Here is a 15,298-nt window from a genome sequence, read left to right as displayed (position 1 = left end):
AATTAATTGCGGCTTGGGCCTATCCATTTGTGAACAGGCCCAAGCAATGGTTTCTGGCTCAGACGTGATCGTCCTTAACCAACGCGCCGCGCCCGTGGCCGGCCATACCCCCAGAGACTTCTTCTGTCGCCTCATCCGCGAGTGTCTCTGGCAGGATCAGGTTAAGCACAATAGCGATAAACGCTGCTGGAAGGATGCCTGACGCGCCCAGAACCCGTAGGGTGTCGGGCAGGTGCTGCAGCGCATTTGCCGATCCGGGTGCCACGTTCATGACTTCGAGTTGAAGCCCCAGACCAATCGAAAGCGAAACCGCAAAGATCACCATGTTGCGACGGTTCCACACAACATCCGACAACATGGATACGCCTGCGGCGACAACCATGCCGAACATGACTATGACGCCGCCGCCCAGCACTTCGATCGGAACTGTTCGGATCAACCCGCCGACTTTGGGCACCAGACCGCACACAATCAGGAAAATGGCACCAATGGTGACCACGTGGCGGCTCATGACGCCGGTCATAGCGATCAGACCGACATTCTGGCTGAACGAGGTGTTCGGGAAGCCGCCAAAGACACCAGCAATGGCAGAGCCGAAACCGTCAGCATATGTGGCACCCTGTATCTCCTTGTCGGTGGCCTCACGACCTGCGCCACCCTTGGTGATCCCCGAGACATCTCCGACCGTCTCGACGGCGGACACAAAGGCCATAAGACAGAAACCGATTACAGCAGCAAACGAGAACTCAAAGCCGTATTTGAACGGCTGCGGCAGAGCGAAAGCCGCAGAGCGTTCCCACGAGCCAGAGATCACTTCGACAGGCAGTTTCCCGACCAGCAAGCAATAAACATAGCCCACTAAAATACCGACCAGGACAGCCGATACGGAAAGCATGCCACGCGCGAAGAACTTCAGCCCCAGCGTAACAAACACAACGATCAGCGCAGGCGTCCAGCTGGACAATGAGCCGTAGCTTTCAGCACCAGAAGCTTTGGCTGGTACACCACCGGCCGCGTATTCGATGCCGACCTTTACCAGCGCAAGACCGATCATCGTCACAACCAATCCTGTGACCAAGGGCGGTAGTGCAAAGCGTATCCTGCCGATTACCGTGCCCAATAGGGCATGAAACAAGCCACCGACAATCACGCCCCCAAACAGGGCGGCAAGACCGTCCACGCCTTTTCCGGCAACCAGAGGGATCATGATCGGAATAAAGGCAAAGGATGTACCCTGTACGATCGGAAGCGCCGCGCCAACTGGGCCAAGTGTTACCGTTTGCATCAGCGTGGCGACGCCAGCAAAAAGCATCGACATTTGGATCAGGTACAGCAACTCGGGAAAGTCCGGGCTGTTTGAGCCAAAGCCAAAACCCGCCGCGCCGGCAACGATAATCGCCGGGGTAACGTTGGACACGAACATTGCAAGCACGTGCTGTATCCCCAGCGGTACGGCCCGGTATATGGCTGGAAAATAGTTTGGATCCCGAAGTTGCTCCGGCGTCCCAATGGATGAATCGGTCATGGCTGTCCTCCCGTCAACGCGCGATTTGGCGTCCTGTCCCTTGATAACCCGGTGTGGAATTCACATCCTGATCCATTCAAAGTTGTCTATTATTAGATCAGGTGGATAGTGGTGATTATCAAAAATACCAAAAAGGTGCTTTGGATAGTTGTATTTTTGGTAAAGATACCAATGACGGTCCAGAGTCAGCCTTAACGCGGCGCTGAAGCTTCAGGCCGCCGGTATTGTCAAAACTCATTGCCCAAAAGGGCAGGGGCGCACACCCGATCTACGATTTTAGCGAGGTATGGTAGCGCTGGGGCTGGAACGCCCGAACGTGGCGTTAGAAGTCGATCTCAACGCCCGGCAGGTTCAGTTCCTTCATCATGTCGCGCAGCTCTTGCCGTGCAGCGATGTTCGAAATGTTCAGCTGTTTGACCCCGATATCCTTGAGGTCCAGCAAGGTCAGGCCGCGCGGGAACAGCTCGCGGAAGATAACCCGCTCGGAGAAACCAGAAGCGACGCGGAAGCCGATGCGCTGGGACAGCATCTCAATCGCGCGCTGCATCTTTTCCTTGTTGACCATGCGCTGAGTGCCGACGCGGTTGCGGACCACCACCCAGTCGATGGGCTTTAGTCCCGCCTGAGCGCGCAATTGGCGCGCATTCCAGACCATTTCCGAATAGACAGAAGGGCCCAGGATCTTCTCACCTTTCGAGTCGATCCGTGCAAGCAGGTCAAAGTCGATAAAGCTGTCATTCAGCGGCGTGATCAGCGTATCGGCCAGCGAATGTGCCACCTGGCTAAGGCGTGTGTGCGATCCGGGGCAATCGATCAGGATGAAATCACTATCGCTTTCCAGCTTGGACACTGCGGCGGACAAGCGGTGGTCATAGATATTCTCGCCGGGCTTCAGCTTGGATGCATCAATCTCGGGCAGGTCATGATGGCGGGGGCTGGGGAGGGTCAGGTCCGAGTTATTCAGAAAGTTGCCGCGGTTTTCGAAGTACCGGCCAAGGCTGCGCTGCCGAAGATCAAGGTCCAGTGTGCTGACCTTGTGACCCAAGCGGGCCAGCGCTGTAGCGACATGCATCGACACGGTCGATTTGCCTGCGCCGCCCTTCTCGTTCCCCACTACGATAATATGTGCCATGCTTGTATTCCCACGTCCCGCCGTGCTTACCCACACGTTGTTACCAACCACTATATGTTGTGGAAGCCGGGAAGGGAAGAACCCCAAGCCCCCTAGCAGGGCAATAACAGGCTCTAATTTGGAAAACTCAACCGGCTGTGTCGGTTAGGACGCGTGCTTGTCAAAACGGACCGGCTGTTTCACAGTTCAAATCAGGGTTTTGCAACAGGGGAACCGGTTGGACCATCTGTTTTTGAACGTTTTGAACGTGGTTCTGCCGGTGCTGATCTGCGCCGGAATCGGCTATGCCCTTGCCGCGATCAAGGCACCGTTCGACAACAAAGTTATCGGTGGGATCGTTTCGCGCGTTGGGTACCCGACGCTGATCATCTCGCACCTGTCCACAACCAAGATCGCGGTAGGCACCTTTCTGGACGTCATGACGGCCGCAGCGCTGGCCATTGCTGGGTTCGGAGTGTTGGGGCTTCTGGCACTGAGAACCATGCGTCTGCCGGTTCGGGCCTTTTTGACGCCGCTGATGCATGGGAACGTGGGCAATATCGGGCTGCCTATCGCCTTGCTTGCGTTGGGTGATGCGGGAATGGCCTATACGATGGGATTTGTCGTGGTTGTGTTGATTAGCATTTTCACCATCGGCATGTGGATCCCGGCGGGTGAGTTTTCGCCCAGAAAGCTCGTCACGTCCCCGATCATTTATGCAGTGATCCTGTCTCTGGTCCTTATGGCGAGCGGATCAAGCTTGCCTCAACCGCTGGCAAAATCCTTTGACATTCTTGGGGGGCTGTCGATCCCACTGATGCTGCTGACATTGGGCCATACGCTGGCGACGTTGCGGATCAAAAGCCTGGGCCGGGCGGTGCTGTTGACCGTTCTGCATCTGGTCATGGCGATTGCAATCGCCAGCGCTTTGGTATGGGTTTTTGGTTTCACCGGGGCTGAGCGTGGCGCGGTGATCCTGTGTTGCCTGATGCCGTCCTCGGTTGCGACTTACCTGTTCATTGACCAACACGTGCCGGAATACGGGCCGGATGTTGCTGGTTTCATTCTTGTGTCGACGCTGGCCACGATCATCGTCCTGCCGATCGCGCTGTCCTACTGGATCTAAAGCCGACCCTATGCCTAGCGACAAAAATCGCTAAACTGCTGATTAATTGCATTTAAGAACAATGAGTTTTGGGTGGATTTATGACCGACAAGACGCCTTCTGACCCAACGCACGAGAGGGGTGCCCGCGTTGTGCTGGCGATGACGGCCATCTGCATGATGGTTGTTGGGTTTAACACAACGGCCGTCGCGACCATTCTACCGAACCTCAAGGCCGAGTTCGATTTGACGCCGTCCGGTCTGCAATGGGTGATGGCAACCTACACCGTGGCCAGCGCCACGCTGGTCACAATCGTCAGCCGGTTGGGCGATATCACCGGCAAGATGGGCGTGTTCTTCGCTGGGATGATTGTCTTTGGCATTGGGTCCGCCTCGGTCCTGTTTGCGCAAGACGGAGCCATGCTGCTGTTTGGGCGCGGCGCGCAGGGCGCGGGGGCTGCGGCCCTGTTTGGCACGTCTCTGTCACTGTTGACCGCCGCCACACCCGAAGAGCAGCGCGCAGGTGTTACCGGCGCATGGGGCGCAATTGTCGGTCTTGCCATTGGCGTCGGGCCGATCGTCGGCGGTGCCTTTGCCCACTATATCAGCTGGCGCGCGGTGTTTGCGACCGATCTGGTGTTGCTGGTGTTCGCCTTCCTGATTGGACTGCATGTCAGCCGACGCGGGTATGTGCCGGACACGCGTCAAACCGGGGCCAAGTTTGATTATCCGGGCGCTTTTGCGTTGCTGTTGTTCCTTGGCCCGCTGTCCTTTGCGCTCAGCAATGGGGAAAGCAGCGGGTGGGCAACGCCGATGACATTGATGCCGCTGGGTGTTGCGGCGGTTGCGACAATCATCCTTGTTATCGTGTCTCGCCGCAGCGACGATCCGTTGATCGAACTGCGATACTTCAAGCATCCGCGTTATTTCATGGCCGCCGTTGGCATGTTCTTCACCGGCTTCACGCTGTTCTGTTTCTTTGTGTATTTCAACACGTTCGTTCAATCCCCGGATGCCTTCGGTTATTCGCCCATCGGCGCAGGTTTAGCGATCATGCCGCTTAGCCTCAGCATGTTCGTGATCTCGGTCACTGCACCCCGGTTTCTGGCGCCCTACAGCTTTCAATGGCCTATCGTGATCGGCTTGGGGGCGATGGCCTGTGGGTTCTTGCTGTTGATGACAACTTCGAACTCCACTCAATATGCCGAGATCTGGTGGAAGCTGATGATCGTCGGCATTGGATTAGGTATCTGTTTTTCACTTTTACCCCGGCTCGGTCTTCGCGTTTTGCCAGAAGAGCATGTGGGGCAGGGGTCCGGGGTGATTAACGCCTGCCTGTATTTTGGCGCGACACTGGGCGCCGTGGTCGGAGGGTTGGCCGAAGCGATAACGACCCGCAGAGGTATTTCCGAGGTCATGAGTGCTTTGCCTGCCGGTTCCGACCAGCGAGAAGATCTGGCCCATGCCCTAACCCATGGGACGCCGAGTCAAATCCAACAACTGATCGCTAAAATGGATCCTGAAACTAGCAGCGCTTTAGCCAAGGCCCTTAGGGACTTGCAGGACAACGCCTTCGACAGCGCGATGCTTGTTGCCGCGGTGGCGGCTCTAGTCGGGATGGCTTTGGCGCTGATGTTGCTTCGGGGGCCGGTGCCGCCCGTACACAGCGCAGCCGAACTGACGCGTGCGAAGAGTTGAGTTCGCTTCAACTGTTGACAATTCTTCTACTGGAAATCCGGCTGTGATAGTAGGTCTCCATGGTTGAGTTTGCGCTACTCTCTCAAAAAACCCTGCGCCCTTTGGCGGCATTGTCTGTGCGCGACAATCAGGCAGGGTTTGTCGCGACAAATCTAATGACGATGGCGCAGTCGATTTTCGAACCGGGGTCAGAAGTCTATGGCATTTGGGATGGCGGCGATGCGGTGGGATTGCTTGCCATTATCGACATGGCACATCCCGATGCAGAATTGGATGACGAGGATGACCCGGATGGCGTCTATATCTGGCGGCTGATGGTCGATAAATCTCGTCAGGGCCGGGGCTATGGAATGGCCGCATTGGATTTTGCAAAATCCGTGGCTTTAAAAAAGGGTCGCTCCAACCTGGTGATCAGCGTCGTCGACGAACCCGGCAGTGCGCTGCCGCTTTACCAATCGTTCGGGTTTGCGCCGACTGGCCGGCTTGTCGATGGCGAAGTCGAGTTGATCATGCGGCTGGCTTAGCCACTTATTTCTGGCAACGTTCTACCGACAAAAAAGGCCGCCCCGGTGGGCGGCCTTTCGCATCTCAAACGGGTCTGGCTTAGAAGCCCAGACCTTCGTATTTTTTCTTGAACTTCGACACACGGCCGCCGGCGTCCAACAGGCGCGACGAACCACCGGTCCATGCAGGGTGCACAGAGGGGTCGATTTCCAGAGCCAGCTGATCGCCTTCGGCGCCCCAGGTGGATTTCATCTGAACTACGGTGCCATCGGTCATTTTGACGTCGATGACGTGATAATCGGGATGGATGTCTTTTTTCATCTTTCCGTTCCTTACGCTTCGGCGCCAGCCTTGGGCTTGTAGTTGGTGACTTCTGCGATACGCGCGGATTTACCACGGCGCGAGCGCAGATAGTACAGTTTGGCGCGACGGACGCGGCCACGGCGGACAACGGTGATGCTGTCGATGTTGGTCGAATACAGCGGGAATACACGCTCCACACCTTCGCCAAACGAAATTTTGCGAACGGTGAACGCACCGGCGATGGTGTTGCCGCCTTTGCGGGCGATGCAGACGCCTTCGTAGTTCTGTACACGGGTACGCGACCCTTCGGTCACTTTAAAGCCGACACGGATGGTGTCTCCGGCTTTGAAATCGGGGATGTCTTTCCCCAGGGCGGCAATCTGTTCCGCCTCAAGCTGTGCGATCAGGTCCATCGCATTTCTCCTATCTGCTCGTGGTTGGTCCACGAAGTTGAGCACGGCCTGAGAGCTCTTGGTCTTCACCGGGTCCTGCGTACAGCCCGCCAGAGGTCAGATCGAATATTCCTTTGGTCCGGTCCGCCCTGCCGCGCCGTGGCCGAAGAAAGCCGGGCGTCACGCCATGATGCAAACCAAAACACCGGAGTCGCATGTCGCGGCACCGGATTGCGCTGCTTTACGGGCTTTGTGGGCAGGGATCAAGCCTGAATCGCAAGAATGGTCAGGGCCAGATGGTAAGATTTCGCCACCGGCCAACAACATCGTTGCCTTGTCAGGCAGATCAGGCATTCTAGAGGGAATTGTAAGAGCAGAAATTTAGAACAGGAACATACCATGCGCACAGCATTGATGCTGGCTGTTTTGGCCTTCGCGACCCTGTCCTGCGGCCGCAGCAGCCCTCCGCCCCAACAGGTCGAAGCTAAGGCATTTCTGAGCACCACGTCGCCCTCGGTCATTTTTCCAAGCTTTGGGGATGCCAAGCCGCATGAGTGGGAAGGCCGGCATCCGGGGCACTATCCGGTTCACGGGCTCGATGTTTCGCGATGGCAGGGTCCGATTGACTGGCGCAGGGCCAAGTCCTCCGGTGTCAGTTTCGTATTCATCAAGGCGACCGAGGGTGGCGACGTGGCCGATCCTTTGTTCGACGACCACCGGCGCGGGGCGCAAGCCGCAGGCGTTCCCTGGGGGGCTTATCACTACTATTATTTCTGCCGACCGGCGCATGAGCAGGCGAAATGGTTCATCGAGAACGTGCCCAGAGGTGCCGACCTGCCGCATGTGCTGGATATGGAATGGACGCCACATTCCAAGACCTGCACCATCAGGCCCGATGGTGCGACCGTCCGGTCCGAGGCGAAGCGGTTCCTTGATATCCTGGAAAGCCACTATGGCCGCCGCCCGATCGTCTATACGACCGTGGATTTCTATGGTGATACCGACATAGCGCGCCTGCCCAAGACGGAATTCTGGCTACGGTCCGTCGCCGGGCATCCGCGCAACGTTTACCCCAAGGCCGCATGGCGAATTTGGCAGTATACCGGTACGGGTTTGGTTCCTGGCGTACAGGGGAAAGTGGACATCAACACATTCAACGGCCCGCCTGAGATATGGGCCAGATGGAAGGCGGGGGGGCGCGCTTAGCCGCTAGGTGCCCCATAAGTTTCAATGGTTCCTCCGGCCACAAGGTGATCCAGACGGCGTACCCGTTCTTCGCCAGATGTGTGATGCAGCCAGAACCGCTCTCCATCAGTCAGTTCGCGTCGTTCGAAGCCAAGTTCGATCATGCAGCGGTGCACCTGGTCAATTTCACCCTGTGAGCGAAGCTTATCGTCGAAGGGCGCCGTGACGATTGGGCCCAGGATCACGCCCCACAGCAGGATATTCGTGGCGTATCCACCAATCACCGCGCTGTTGCCTCCAATATCTTCCTCGGCGGCGCATGATTGCACGGCGACCTTTGCGGAGTGCAGGTTATGGCCCGCCTGAGTGGGCACTGCCATCTCAAGAGGCTTGGTTGTGCAAGCTGAAAGGGCAAGCACAGCTAAGCATATGATTTTTTTCATTTAGCAGCCTGTTATGCGTTGAATTGAAATCGCATTTTACAACATCTGAAAGATGAGTATTTTTTCAGAACATCAGCTTCAAGTGGTGTTCGCCAAATACAGGAACGTGCTGCATACAAGTCACACTCGGGGTATCAATCCTGTGTACCGTCCCCGGATTCCTCAAAGCGTTCCCACAGATCAGGGCGTCGCTTGCGGGTGATCTCTTCGGACATCTGGTGACGCCATTCGGCAATGCGCCCGTGATGACCAGACATCAGAATGTCGGGGATCGGGTGGCCTTTCCAATCTGCGGGTCGGGTGTATTGCGGGTGCTCTAAAAGACCCGAAGAAAAGCTTTCGTCTTCGGCTGAGGCCTGGTTGCCCAATACGCCGGGAATCAACCGCACAGTTGAGTCAATCAGCGCCTGGGCTGCGATCTCGCCGCCGGTCATCACGAAATCACCAAGGCTGACTTCCTGAACGCCGTAATGCTCCAACACGCGTTCATCGACGCCTTCGAACCGACCGCAAAGCAAGGTCATGCCGTCGCAGCGTGCAAGGTTCTGCATCATTCGCTGATCCATGCGGCGACCGCGCGGGCTGAGGTAGATCAGTGGCCAGTTGCCCTGCACGCCAGCCATTGTGTGTTCGATTGCCTCGCCCAGAACGTCTGCGCGCAACACCATACCCGCGCCGCCGCCGGCGGGCGTGTCGTCGACATTGCGATGTTTGCCAACACCGAACTGGCGCAGATCCACGGTCTCTAACTGCCATAACCCTTCTTGCAAGGCTTTGCCCGTCAGGCTTTCGCCCAGAACGCCGGGAAAGGCCGACGGGAACAGGGTGATGATTTTCGCCTTCCAGACCCCGTGCAGATCAGGTGTCGGAGTCATCAATTCACGCGGCTTCAGCGTGGGTCGGATTGCCTTGCGTCCATGAGATTTGCTTGGCTTGTCTGTCATATTGTGCCGACCATCGCGTTCTTTGCCCGCTCTACTACCAGCGCTTTTTGCCGGGTCAACTCCGCTTCGTCCAGATGGGATCGGTTCAGCGTCAGTAATTCCGCCAACACGCTTTCCGGCAGCCTGCTGTTGGATTTTGTGGGCGGCACCAAAAGTCGTGCCTTTTCCCGTGGCAAGTTCAGGAATTCGGCAAATGGCGTACCGGGACCAAAGCGTCGCAGCTGCATCTCTTCCAGCCACTCTTCGGTCACAGTGACCGACGGCAGTTTCTTGCGAATGTCCGAGACCGTTTCCTCAAGCGCGGGCAGGTGATCCATTTTCGCGCGAAAGGTTTCGAAATCCTGGACCTCGCGGGTTCTCTGAAGATCGTGCGCCCAAAGGCTGCGCAACCACGCCCCTCGCTGGCGCAGGGACAGGTAGATCGTGATATCGACCTCCTGATCCTCGAACCGATCGCGGACGGCGTCCACCAGACAAGCGGCCAGATCCGGTGCGGCAGCATATCCCTGTTCGATATTGCGGCTGGGTCGCAGGCCGCTGAAATTCTCTTCACTGACGATCAGGCCGCGTTTCGTGCCGAAGTTTCGCGTGGCCAGATACTCTCGGGTCTGCGAGCTGAATTCGGACAGCGTTCCTACGGTTCCATAGATGGAATGTCGGGTCGCGGCACCTGACAGCCCAAATTTGCGCGTCTTGTAAGGCAGCAACAGCGCGAAATGTGGCCAGATCAACTCGCGGTTTTCATACAAAAACGACTGTGCTGCGGTGGTTCCGGTCTTGTGTAGCCCCAGATGCAGCAGAACGCGTCGCATCAGATCAGGCCCTCGGGCGGGTCTGCGATGATGCGACCTTTGTCCAGATCCACGGTCGGAACAACCTCAAGCGTGAAGGGCAGCAAAACGGTGCCTTTCAGCCCCGGCCCGTGAAGTTCCAGCAGATCTGCAGCGCCGTGGTTTTGTACCGACTTCACACGACCCAGCAGCGTTCCGCCGGTGTCGTAGACCTCAAGCTCGATCAGGTCGGTGTGATAGAATTCGTCATCAGACAATGATGGCAGCTGATCACGCCGCGCGAATAGGCGGAGGCCGTTGATGGCGTCTGCCTGTTCTTTGGTCTCGATCCCACCCAAACGCGCCGCAAAGCCGTTTTTGATTGGGCGGGTCAGCACCAGGGGATAGCGTTCCTTGCCGTCTTCGTCAGTTAAGGGCGAATAGGTCTCGATATCCTCAGGGATGGCGCAAAAACTTTTTAGCCGCACTTCGCCGCGCACGCCGTACGACCCCGCAACGCTGCCCACGCAGATCAGATCAGTCATTTCGCTTTTCCGTCGTTACACATAATCCGTCCTGCCAGTCGCCAACCGGGGCACATGCCTCGCGTTGGTTATTGCGCTCAAAGAACACGCCCACAATAAAAGCGATCAGCAACAGGATGGGAAGCCGTATCAGTCCGAACATCTGGCTTTACCGCGTTTCGATATGCAATCGGGCGCTACGCTGTTCCCAGCCGGCACGCTCAAGTTCGGGTCTTTCAGACATTTCTTCCGGCCAGCCCACACAATAGTAGCCGACCAGAGACCAATCGTCAGGCACAGCCAGATCGCGTTTCATCTGTTCTGGATCAAGGATTGAGACCCAGCCCAGACCCAATCCCTCGGCCCGCAAGGCGAGCCAGAACAAGGTGATCGCGGCGACGACAGAATAGCGGCGCATCTCGGGCATTGTGCCCGCGCCCAGCCCCAGACCTTTGTTGGTCGTCTCGTCCGAGAATACAGCCAGCTGAACAGGCGCTTCCTGCATGCCGGACAGCTTCAGGCGGCTGTATTTCAACGCCTTGTCGCCCGAATAGCCTGCAAGGGCCTTTTCATTGGCGTTTTGGAAATTCTCTAGCGCTGCGGCACGCGCCGCTACGCTTTCGACGCGAATGACGCGCCAGGGTTCGCTCAGGCCCACGGAAGGGGCCAGACGAAATGTGTCGAGGCAGCGCGTCAGCACCGCCTCGTCCACGGGATCGGTGCGAAACCGGCGCACATCGCGCCGGAGCCGCATCAACAGTTCAAACTGCGTGCGAAAATCGTCGGTGAAATCCTGATCCTGCACGCGCTGACCTGCTTACTCTTCTGCCGCTGCTTCTTCAGCCGGAGCAGCAGCTGCCTCGGCGGCTTCAGCAACCTTTGCAGCTTTCTCTTCTGCGCGTTCCTGAGCTTTCTTGCCCGGGGTACCCTTGTTGGGGTTGTTGCGCTCGGCCTTGTTAAGGGTGCCGGCAGCTTCCAGCATGCGTGCAATACGGTCGGTGGGTTGTGCGCCCTGATCCAACCAGTACTGAATGCGCTCCATGTTCATTTTCACGCGCTCTTCGCTGTCTTTCGGCAGCAGCGGGTTGTAGGTGCCCAGTTTCTCGATGAAACGGCCGTCGCGCGGCATGCGGCTGTCAGCAGCCACAATGCGATAGAAGGGACGCTTTTTCGAGCCGCCGCGGGCGAGACGAATTTTCATTGCCATGGTGGTATCTCCTTTGGATGGCATCACGCCAGAGGCGTGTCTTTGTTAAAGCCGGGATTTTCCCGGTTTAGTTCTGGTGTTTCTTATGGTGTCGGATGACTTCCTGAATGATGAAATTCAGGAAAGCCTTGGCGAAATCTGGGTCCAGATGGGCCTTGTCCGCCAGGTCTTCTAACCGTGCGATCTGCGCGGACTCACGCGAGGGATCGGACGGGGGAAGGTCGTGTTCGGCCTTGAGCTTGCCAACGGCCTGAGTGTGCTTGAACCGCTCGCCCAGAGTGTAGACGAGGATCGCGTCCAGCCGGTCGATGCTTTCGCGATGCTCTTTCAGCAACGTCGCAGCCCGAGTCACAGGGTTGTTCATTGGCCGGTCCTTTCGGTGGTCAAAGCGGTGTCAGGGAATTCGAGTTTCGGGTGCCGCCAAACCTGGCAGCGTTGACCCACAACCTCGCCTTCGCGTTCATAGGTGGCGCCAAGACGTTCTGCCAACGCGCGCGAGCGGTTGTTTTCATGGGCGATGTACGAAATCGGGCCATTCACCCCCTGGTGTTGGGCGGCATAGGCGCGGGCAGCCATCGCGGCCTCGAACGCAATTCCTTTGCCTTCGAAACCATCAAAAATGACCCAGCCCAATTCGGGCTCATCCCAGCCCGGCGCGTTGATGATGCCGGTCCAGCCTGCAAATGCGCCGCTGGCATTTTCGACGATGTGCCAACCACCGTAACCCATGATGGCCCAATGCCCGAACCGGCCCAAAAGGGACCGCCATGCTTCCAGCGGCGTTTTTGGGCCACCGACCATGCGGCTGCGGTCCGACGCGAAGAAGGTTGTTATCGCGGGCAGGTCACCCTCTTGCGGAGCGCGCAGGATCAGGTTTTTAGTTTCTACGGTGGGAATGGTGTACGAGGTCATGCGTAGGCCTCCATTCCGCCGTTCACCAGATCGGCCGGGGCAGGGTGCCGCCAGACTTGCATCGTACCAAAAGTCGGATTTTCGAAAGTGTAATCGAACTGGGCACCCAGACGTTCGGCCACGGCCTTGCTGCCCAGATTCTCCGGGTCGATCAGCGAAATTGCCGTTTCCCAGCCCAGCACATCATAGGCATGCGAGCGCGCGGCCAGCGCGGCCTCGGTCGCGTAACCTTTGCCAGTGGCGTTATTCATCAACGTCCAGCCGATTTCAGGTTCGGGCCAGCTGTGCGGGCACCACAGGCCGACGTGGCCGACATAGGAGCCCGTGTCCTTTTCCTCGACGCCCCAAAACCCGTAGCCGCGCATGGCCCAATGACCCAGCAGCATGGCAATGGCGCGCCATGTTTCATCAGGACGCAGGGGGCCGCCGACGAATTTCGATGCATCGCTGGCAAAGAACTCGGCCTCGGCTTCCAAGTCCGCTTCGCTAGGGGCCCGCATGATCAAGCGTTCGGTTTCCAATCTGGGGATCGGCGGTGTCATGCCTGCACCTCGCCATAGCGCCAGACACGCTGATCTGCGTCAAAGGCGCTCTCGGCCGCTGCGTCCCTGGATGCGCCAAGGCGTTGCGCCAACGCATTCGAACGCGTGTTCGACCGCGAGACATAACTGACGAACTGGCCCGATCCGAGCAGGTCGAAACCGAAGTCACGTACGGCCGCGCAGGCCTCAGTCGCGTAGCCTTGCTTGCGGTGCTCGGCGCTGAACATATAGCCAAGCTCGGGTTCGCGATCATCCCATTCCAGCCCCAGAAAAACGAAACCAGCGATCTGATCGTCGTTCTTTAGGGTTACCGTGAACAGGCCATGCCCATGCAGAAGCCACCCGGAGGTATAGTAGGAAAACTCGGTCCAAGCCTCCTGTTCGGAACTGCCAAAGGTCTCGCCGCAAACTGTGGTCCAAACAGGCAAGTCATCCAGAGTGGGTGCACGCAGAACCAGCCGCCGGGTCTGAATGACCGGCAGGGCCGCGCGATATTGCGCTGCTGCCATCGCCGCCTTTCCGGACGGGGGCTGGGTGCAGCGTGCTGGTGTCACTTTTTCTTACCGAAACCGCTCAGACCCGGGGGCAGGGCCATGCCGCCACCCATTCCAGGCATACCGGGCATCTTGCCGCCCATCGCTTTGGCCGCCTGTTCCAGCGCTTTGGGGTCCATGCCTGCGGCCATGTCTTCGGGCGAGGGGCCGCCTTTACCGAACATGCCTTTCATGGCCTGTTTCAGCATCTTGCCTTTGCCCATTTTGCCCATCTTCTTCATCATGTCCGACATCTGCCGGTGCATCTTGAGCAGCTTGTTGAGGTCGCTGACCTCCATCCCGGAACCTGCCGCAATGCGTTTCTTGCGGCTGGCCTGCAGCAATTGCGGGTTGGCACGTTCGCGTTTGGTCATGGACTGGATCAGGGCGATCTGGCGCTTGAGCACCTTGTCGTCCATGCCTGCCTCTTCGACCTGCTTGGCCATCTTGCCCATGCCGGGCATCATGCCCATCATGCCCTGCATGCCGCCCATCTGGATCATCTGCTCCAGCTGCATCTTCAGGTCGTTCATGTTGAACTGACCTTTGACCATGCGCTTCATCATGCGCTCGGTCTGTTCCATCTCCATCGTTTCCTGGGCTTTTTCGACCAGGGCAACGATGTCGCCCATGCCCAGAATACGACCGGCGATCCGGTCCGGCTCAAAGGTTTCGAGCGCGTCCATTTTCTCGCCCAAACCGACAAAACGGATCGGCTTTCCGGTGACCGCACGCATAGACAGCGCCGCACCACCGCGCCCGTCACCATCCATTCGGGTCAGGACCACGCCCGAGATGCCAACCTTGGCGTCGAACTCCTCGGCGACCTCAACGGCGACCTGACCTGTCAGGCCATCGACCACCAGCAGGGTCTCGCGCGGGTCGACCGCGTTGCGCACCTGCTCGACCTCGTTCATCAGCACTTCGTCGATGTGCAAACGGCCGGCAGTATCCAGCATATAGACGTCATAGCCACCCAGCGTCGCCTGTTGCTTGGCACGTTTGGCGATATCGACGGGTTTTTGGCCGGGAACGATCGGCAGGGTATCGACGCCGACCTGCGTGCCCAGAACGGCCAGCTGATCCATCGCCGCCGGGCGATAGACGTCGAGCGAGGCCATAAGGACCTTCTTGCCCTCTTTCTCTTTCAGGCGTTTGGCCAGCTTACCGGTCGTGGTCGTTTTACCTGAACCCTGCAGGCCGACCATCAGGATCGGAGCAGGCGGGTTATCGATTTTCAGAGCGCCGGGGTCTTCCTCGCCGCGCAGGGTGTCCACCATCGCGTCATGCACGATCTTGACGACCTGCTGTCCGGGGGTGATTGATTTGGTCACCGCCTGACCGGTGGCTTGATCCTGCACTTTCTTGACGAATTCACGTGCAACCGGCAGCGAGACGTCAGCCTCAAGTAAGGCCACGCGCACTTCGCGCAGGGCAGTTTTGACGTCCTCTTCGGACAGGGCACCCTGTTTGGTCAGCCGGTCAAAGACGCCAGAGAGGCGTTCGGATAGATTTTCAAACATGCCTTCGGCCTCCTATGCCGGTTATCTCGTGGCGTGCCCTAGATAGGAAGCGCCGGTTAAATGCACAATTGCCCCCAC

20 protein-coding genes are annotated in these 15,298 nt (G+C 58.0%); 4 read left to right on the top strand and 16 right to left on the bottom strand.

All coding sequences use genetic code 11. The features are described 5' to 3' along the window. Positions 1-58: 58 nt before the first annotated feature. Both AC2FLA_RS15570 and AC2FLA_RS15565 read right to left on the bottom strand, forming a co-directional pair. Entirely contained in the window at positions 59-1,525 is a 1,467-nt protein-coding gene (locus AC2FLA_RS15570) for a uracil-xanthine permease family protein (protein ID WP_496723362.1), read from the bottom strand. A 322-nt stretch (positions 1,526-1,847) separates the two neighbouring features. Beyond that, positions 1,848-2,657, bottom strand: coding sequence for a division plane positioning ATPase MipZ (locus tag AC2FLA_RS15565; RefSeq protein WP_282153144.1), 810 nt, complete (start codon positions 2,655-2,657; stop codon positions 1,848-1,850). Positions 2,658-2,874: 217 nt separating this feature from the next. Here AC2FLA_RS15565 and AC2FLA_RS15560 point away from each other — a divergent pair, with 217 nt between their 5' ends. The 3 genes from AC2FLA_RS15560 to AC2FLA_RS15550 all read left to right on the top strand — a co-directional run bounded on the left by AC2FLA_RS15560 (position 2,875) and on the right by AC2FLA_RS15550 (position 5,962). Beyond that, positions 2,875-3,762 (top strand): AEC family transporter, encoded by an 888-nt coding sequence (locus tag AC2FLA_RS15560; RefSeq protein WP_496723360.1) that lies wholly within the window; start codon positions 2,875-2,877, stop codon positions 3,760-3,762. Positions 3,763-3,842: 80 nt separating this feature from the next. Continuing rightward, the gene (locus AC2FLA_RS15555; RefSeq protein ID WP_496723358.1) at positions 3,843-5,438 is read left to right on the top strand and encodes an MFS transporter; all 1,596 of its coding nucleotides are present in this window, start codon (positions 3,843-3,845) and stop codon (positions 5,436-5,438) included. Between the two features lie 59 nt (positions 5,439-5,497). Then, positions 5,498-5,962, top strand: coding sequence for a GNAT family N-acetyltransferase (locus tag AC2FLA_RS15550; RefSeq protein WP_496723356.1), 465 nt, complete (start codon positions 5,498-5,500; stop codon positions 5,960-5,962). A gap of 79 nt (positions 5,963-6,041) precedes the next feature. On the opposite strand, the gene rpmE is transcribed toward AC2FLA_RS15550, so the two are convergent. Together rpmE and rplS are read right to left on the bottom strand one after the other, a co-directional pair. Continuing rightward, the gene (gene rpmE, locus AC2FLA_RS15545) at positions 6,042-6,263 is read right to left on the bottom strand and encodes a 50S ribosomal protein L31 (protein WP_010437577.1); all 222 of its coding nucleotides are present in this window, start codon (positions 6,261-6,263) and stop codon (positions 6,042-6,044) included. A gap of 11 nt (positions 6,264-6,274) precedes the next feature. Further along, positions 6,275-6,658 (bottom strand): 50S ribosomal protein L19, encoded by a 384-nt coding sequence (gene rplS, locus AC2FLA_RS15540; protein WP_058273331.1) that lies wholly within the window; start codon positions 6,656-6,658, stop codon positions 6,275-6,277. A 378-nt stretch (positions 6,659-7,036) separates the two neighbouring features. Here rplS and AC2FLA_RS15535 point away from each other — a divergent pair, with 378 nt between their 5' ends. Continuing rightward, positions 7,037-7,843, top strand: coding sequence for a glycoside hydrolase family 25 protein (locus tag AC2FLA_RS15535; RefSeq protein WP_496723354.1), 807 nt, complete (start codon positions 7,037-7,039; stop codon positions 7,841-7,843). Here the strand turns inward: AC2FLA_RS15535 and AC2FLA_RS15530 are convergent. The 12 genes from AC2FLA_RS15530 to ffh all read right to left on the bottom strand — a co-directional run bounded on the left by AC2FLA_RS15530 (position 7,840) and on the right by ffh (position 15,220). Continuing rightward, the gene (locus AC2FLA_RS15530; RefSeq protein ID WP_496723352.1) at positions 7,840-8,202 is read right to left on the bottom strand and encodes a hypothetical protein; all 363 of its coding nucleotides are present in this window, start codon (positions 8,200-8,202) and stop codon (positions 7,840-7,842) included. The genes AC2FLA_RS15535 and AC2FLA_RS15530 overlap by 4 nt on opposite strands. A gap of 197 nt (positions 8,203-8,399) precedes the next feature. Continuing rightward, positions 8,400-9,209 carry a tRNA (guanosine(37)-N1)-methyltransferase TrmD gene (trmD, locus tag AC2FLA_RS15525; protein WP_496723350.1) on the bottom strand — a complete coding sequence of 270 codons (810 nt, stop codon included), beginning with the start codon at positions 9,207-9,209 and terminating at the stop codon, positions 8,400-8,402. Next, positions 9,206-10,021 (bottom strand): hypothetical protein, encoded by an 816-nt coding sequence (locus tag AC2FLA_RS15520; protein WP_496723348.1) that lies wholly within the window; start codon positions 10,019-10,021, stop codon positions 9,206-9,208. The genes trmD and AC2FLA_RS15520 overlap by 4 nt, the downstream gene beginning before the upstream one ends. After that, positions 10,021-10,524 carry a ribosome maturation factor RimM gene (gene rimM / locus AC2FLA_RS15515; RefSeq protein WP_496723346.1) on the bottom strand — a complete coding sequence of 168 codons (504 nt, stop codon included), beginning with the start codon at positions 10,522-10,524 and terminating at the stop codon, positions 10,021-10,023. The genes AC2FLA_RS15520 and rimM overlap by 1 nt, the downstream gene beginning before the upstream one ends. Then, complete coding sequence (locus AC2FLA_RS15510) at positions 10,517-10,666, bottom strand: hypothetical protein (RefSeq protein WP_496723344.1); 150 nt, start codon at positions 10,664-10,666, stop codon at positions 10,517-10,519. Before AC2FLA_RS15510 ends, rimM begins: the two co-directional genes overlap by 8 nt. Positions 10,667-10,672: 6 nt before the next feature. Further along, positions 10,673-11,308, bottom strand: a complete 636-nt coding sequence (gene bluB, locus AC2FLA_RS15505; RefSeq protein ID WP_282169936.1) for a 5,6-dimethylbenzimidazole synthase — start codon at positions 11,306-11,308, stop codon at positions 10,673-10,675. A gap of 12 nt (positions 11,309-11,320) precedes the next feature. Continuing rightward, positions 11,321-11,710 carry a 30S ribosomal protein S16 gene (gene rpsP, locus AC2FLA_RS15500; RefSeq protein ID WP_058273326.1) on the bottom strand — a complete coding sequence of 130 codons (390 nt, stop codon included), beginning with the start codon at positions 11,708-11,710 and terminating at the stop codon, positions 11,321-11,323. 67 nt (positions 11,711-11,777) lie between these two features. Then, positions 11,778-12,074, bottom strand: a complete 297-nt coding sequence (locus tag AC2FLA_RS15495; protein WP_058273325.1) for a chorismate mutase — start codon at positions 12,072-12,074, stop codon at positions 11,778-11,780. Beyond that, entirely contained in the window at positions 12,071-12,622 is a 552-nt protein-coding gene (locus AC2FLA_RS15490) for a GNAT family N-acetyltransferase (RefSeq protein ID WP_496723342.1), read from the bottom strand. Before AC2FLA_RS15490 ends, AC2FLA_RS15495 begins: the two co-directional genes overlap by 4 nt. Then, a complete protein-coding gene (locus tag AC2FLA_RS15485; RefSeq protein ID WP_496723340.1) occupies positions 12,619-13,164 on the bottom strand; it encodes a GNAT family N-acetyltransferase in 546 nt (181 codons plus the stop codon). The genes AC2FLA_RS15490 and AC2FLA_RS15485 overlap by 4 nt, the downstream gene beginning before the upstream one ends. Beyond that, positions 13,161-13,673, bottom strand: coding sequence for a GNAT family N-acetyltransferase (locus AC2FLA_RS15480; RefSeq protein WP_496723338.1), 513 nt, complete (start codon positions 13,671-13,673; stop codon positions 13,161-13,163). Before AC2FLA_RS15480 ends, AC2FLA_RS15485 begins: the two co-directional genes overlap by 4 nt. A gap of 41 nt (positions 13,674-13,714) precedes the next feature. After that, the gene (gene ffh / locus AC2FLA_RS15475) at positions 13,715-15,220 is read right to left on the bottom strand and encodes a signal recognition particle protein (RefSeq protein WP_058273321.1); all 1,506 of its coding nucleotides are present in this window, start codon (positions 15,218-15,220) and stop codon (positions 13,715-13,717) included. Positions 15,221-15,298 lie beyond the last annotated feature (78 nt).

Source organism: Ruegeria sp. CDSA033, assembly GCF_059612305.1.
The sequence above is the reverse complement of the archived record's forward strand: the minus strand, read 5'-3'. Positions and strand labels throughout refer to the sequence as shown.

Bases quoted from the DNA above. Each gene is read 5' to 3' on its own strand.
- AC2FLA_RS15570 (WP_496723362.1), bottom strand. From the start codon at position 1,525: ATGACCGATTCATCCATTGGGACGCCGGAGCAACTTCGGGATCCAAAC.
- AC2FLA_RS15565 (WP_282153144.1), bottom strand. From the start codon at position 2,657: ATGGCACATATTATCGTAGTGGGGAACGAGAAGGGCGGCGCAGGCAAA.
- AC2FLA_RS15555 (WP_496723358.1), top strand. From the start codon at position 3,843: ATGACCGACAAGACGCCTTCTGACCCAACGCACGAGAGGGGTGCCCGC.
- AC2FLA_RS15550 (WP_496723356.1), top strand. From the start codon at position 5,498: ATGGTTGAGTTTGCGCTACTCTCTCAAAAAACCCTGCGCCCTTTGGCG.
- rpmE (WP_010437577.1), bottom strand. From the start codon at position 6,263: ATGAAAAAAGACATCCATCCCGATTATCACGTCATCGACGTCAAAATG.
- rplS (WP_058273331.1), bottom strand. From the start codon at position 6,658: ATGGACCTGATCGCACAGCTTGAGGCGGAACAGATTGCCGCCCTGGGG.
- AC2FLA_RS15535 (WP_496723354.1), top strand. From the start codon at position 7,037: ATGCGCACAGCATTGATGCTGGCTGTTTTGGCCTTCGCGACCCTGTCC.
- AC2FLA_RS15530 (WP_496723352.1), bottom strand. From the start codon at position 8,202: ATGGCAGTGCCCACTCAGGCGGGCCATAACCTGCACTCCGCAAAGGTC.
- trmD (WP_496723350.1), bottom strand. From the start codon at position 9,209: ATGACAGACAAGCCAAGCAAATCTCATGGACGCAAGGCAATCCGACCC.
- AC2FLA_RS15520 (WP_496723348.1), bottom strand. From the start codon at position 10,021: ATGCGACGCGTTCTGCTGCATCTGGGGCTACACAAGACCGGAACCACC.
- rimM (WP_496723346.1), bottom strand. From the start codon at position 10,524: ATGACTGATCTGATCTGCGTGGGCAGCGTTGCGGGGTCGTACGGCGTG.
- AC2FLA_RS15510 (WP_496723344.1), bottom strand. From the start codon at position 10,666: ATGTTCGGACTGATACGGCTTCCCATCCTGTTGCTGATCGCTTTTATT.
- rpsP (WP_058273326.1), bottom strand. From the start codon at position 11,710: ATGGCAATGAAAATTCGTCTCGCCCGCGGCGGCTCGAAAAAGCGTCCC.
- AC2FLA_RS15495 (WP_058273325.1), bottom strand. From the start codon at position 12,074: ATGAACAACCCTGTGACTCGGGCTGCGACGTTGCTGAAAGAGCATCGC.
- AC2FLA_RS15490 (WP_496723342.1), bottom strand. From the start codon at position 12,622: ATGACCTCGTACACCATTCCCACCGTAGAAACTAAAAACCTGATCCTG.
- AC2FLA_RS15485 (WP_496723340.1), bottom strand. From the start codon at position 13,164: ATGACACCGCCGATCCCCAGATTGGAAACCGAACGCTTGATCATGCGG.
- AC2FLA_RS15480 (WP_496723338.1), bottom strand. From the start codon at position 13,673: ATGGCAGCAGCGCAATATCGCGCGGCCCTGCCGGTCATTCAGACCCGG.
- ffh (WP_058273321.1), bottom strand. From the start codon at position 15,220: ATGTTTGAAAATCTATCCGAACGCCTCTCTGGCGTCTTTGACCGGCTG.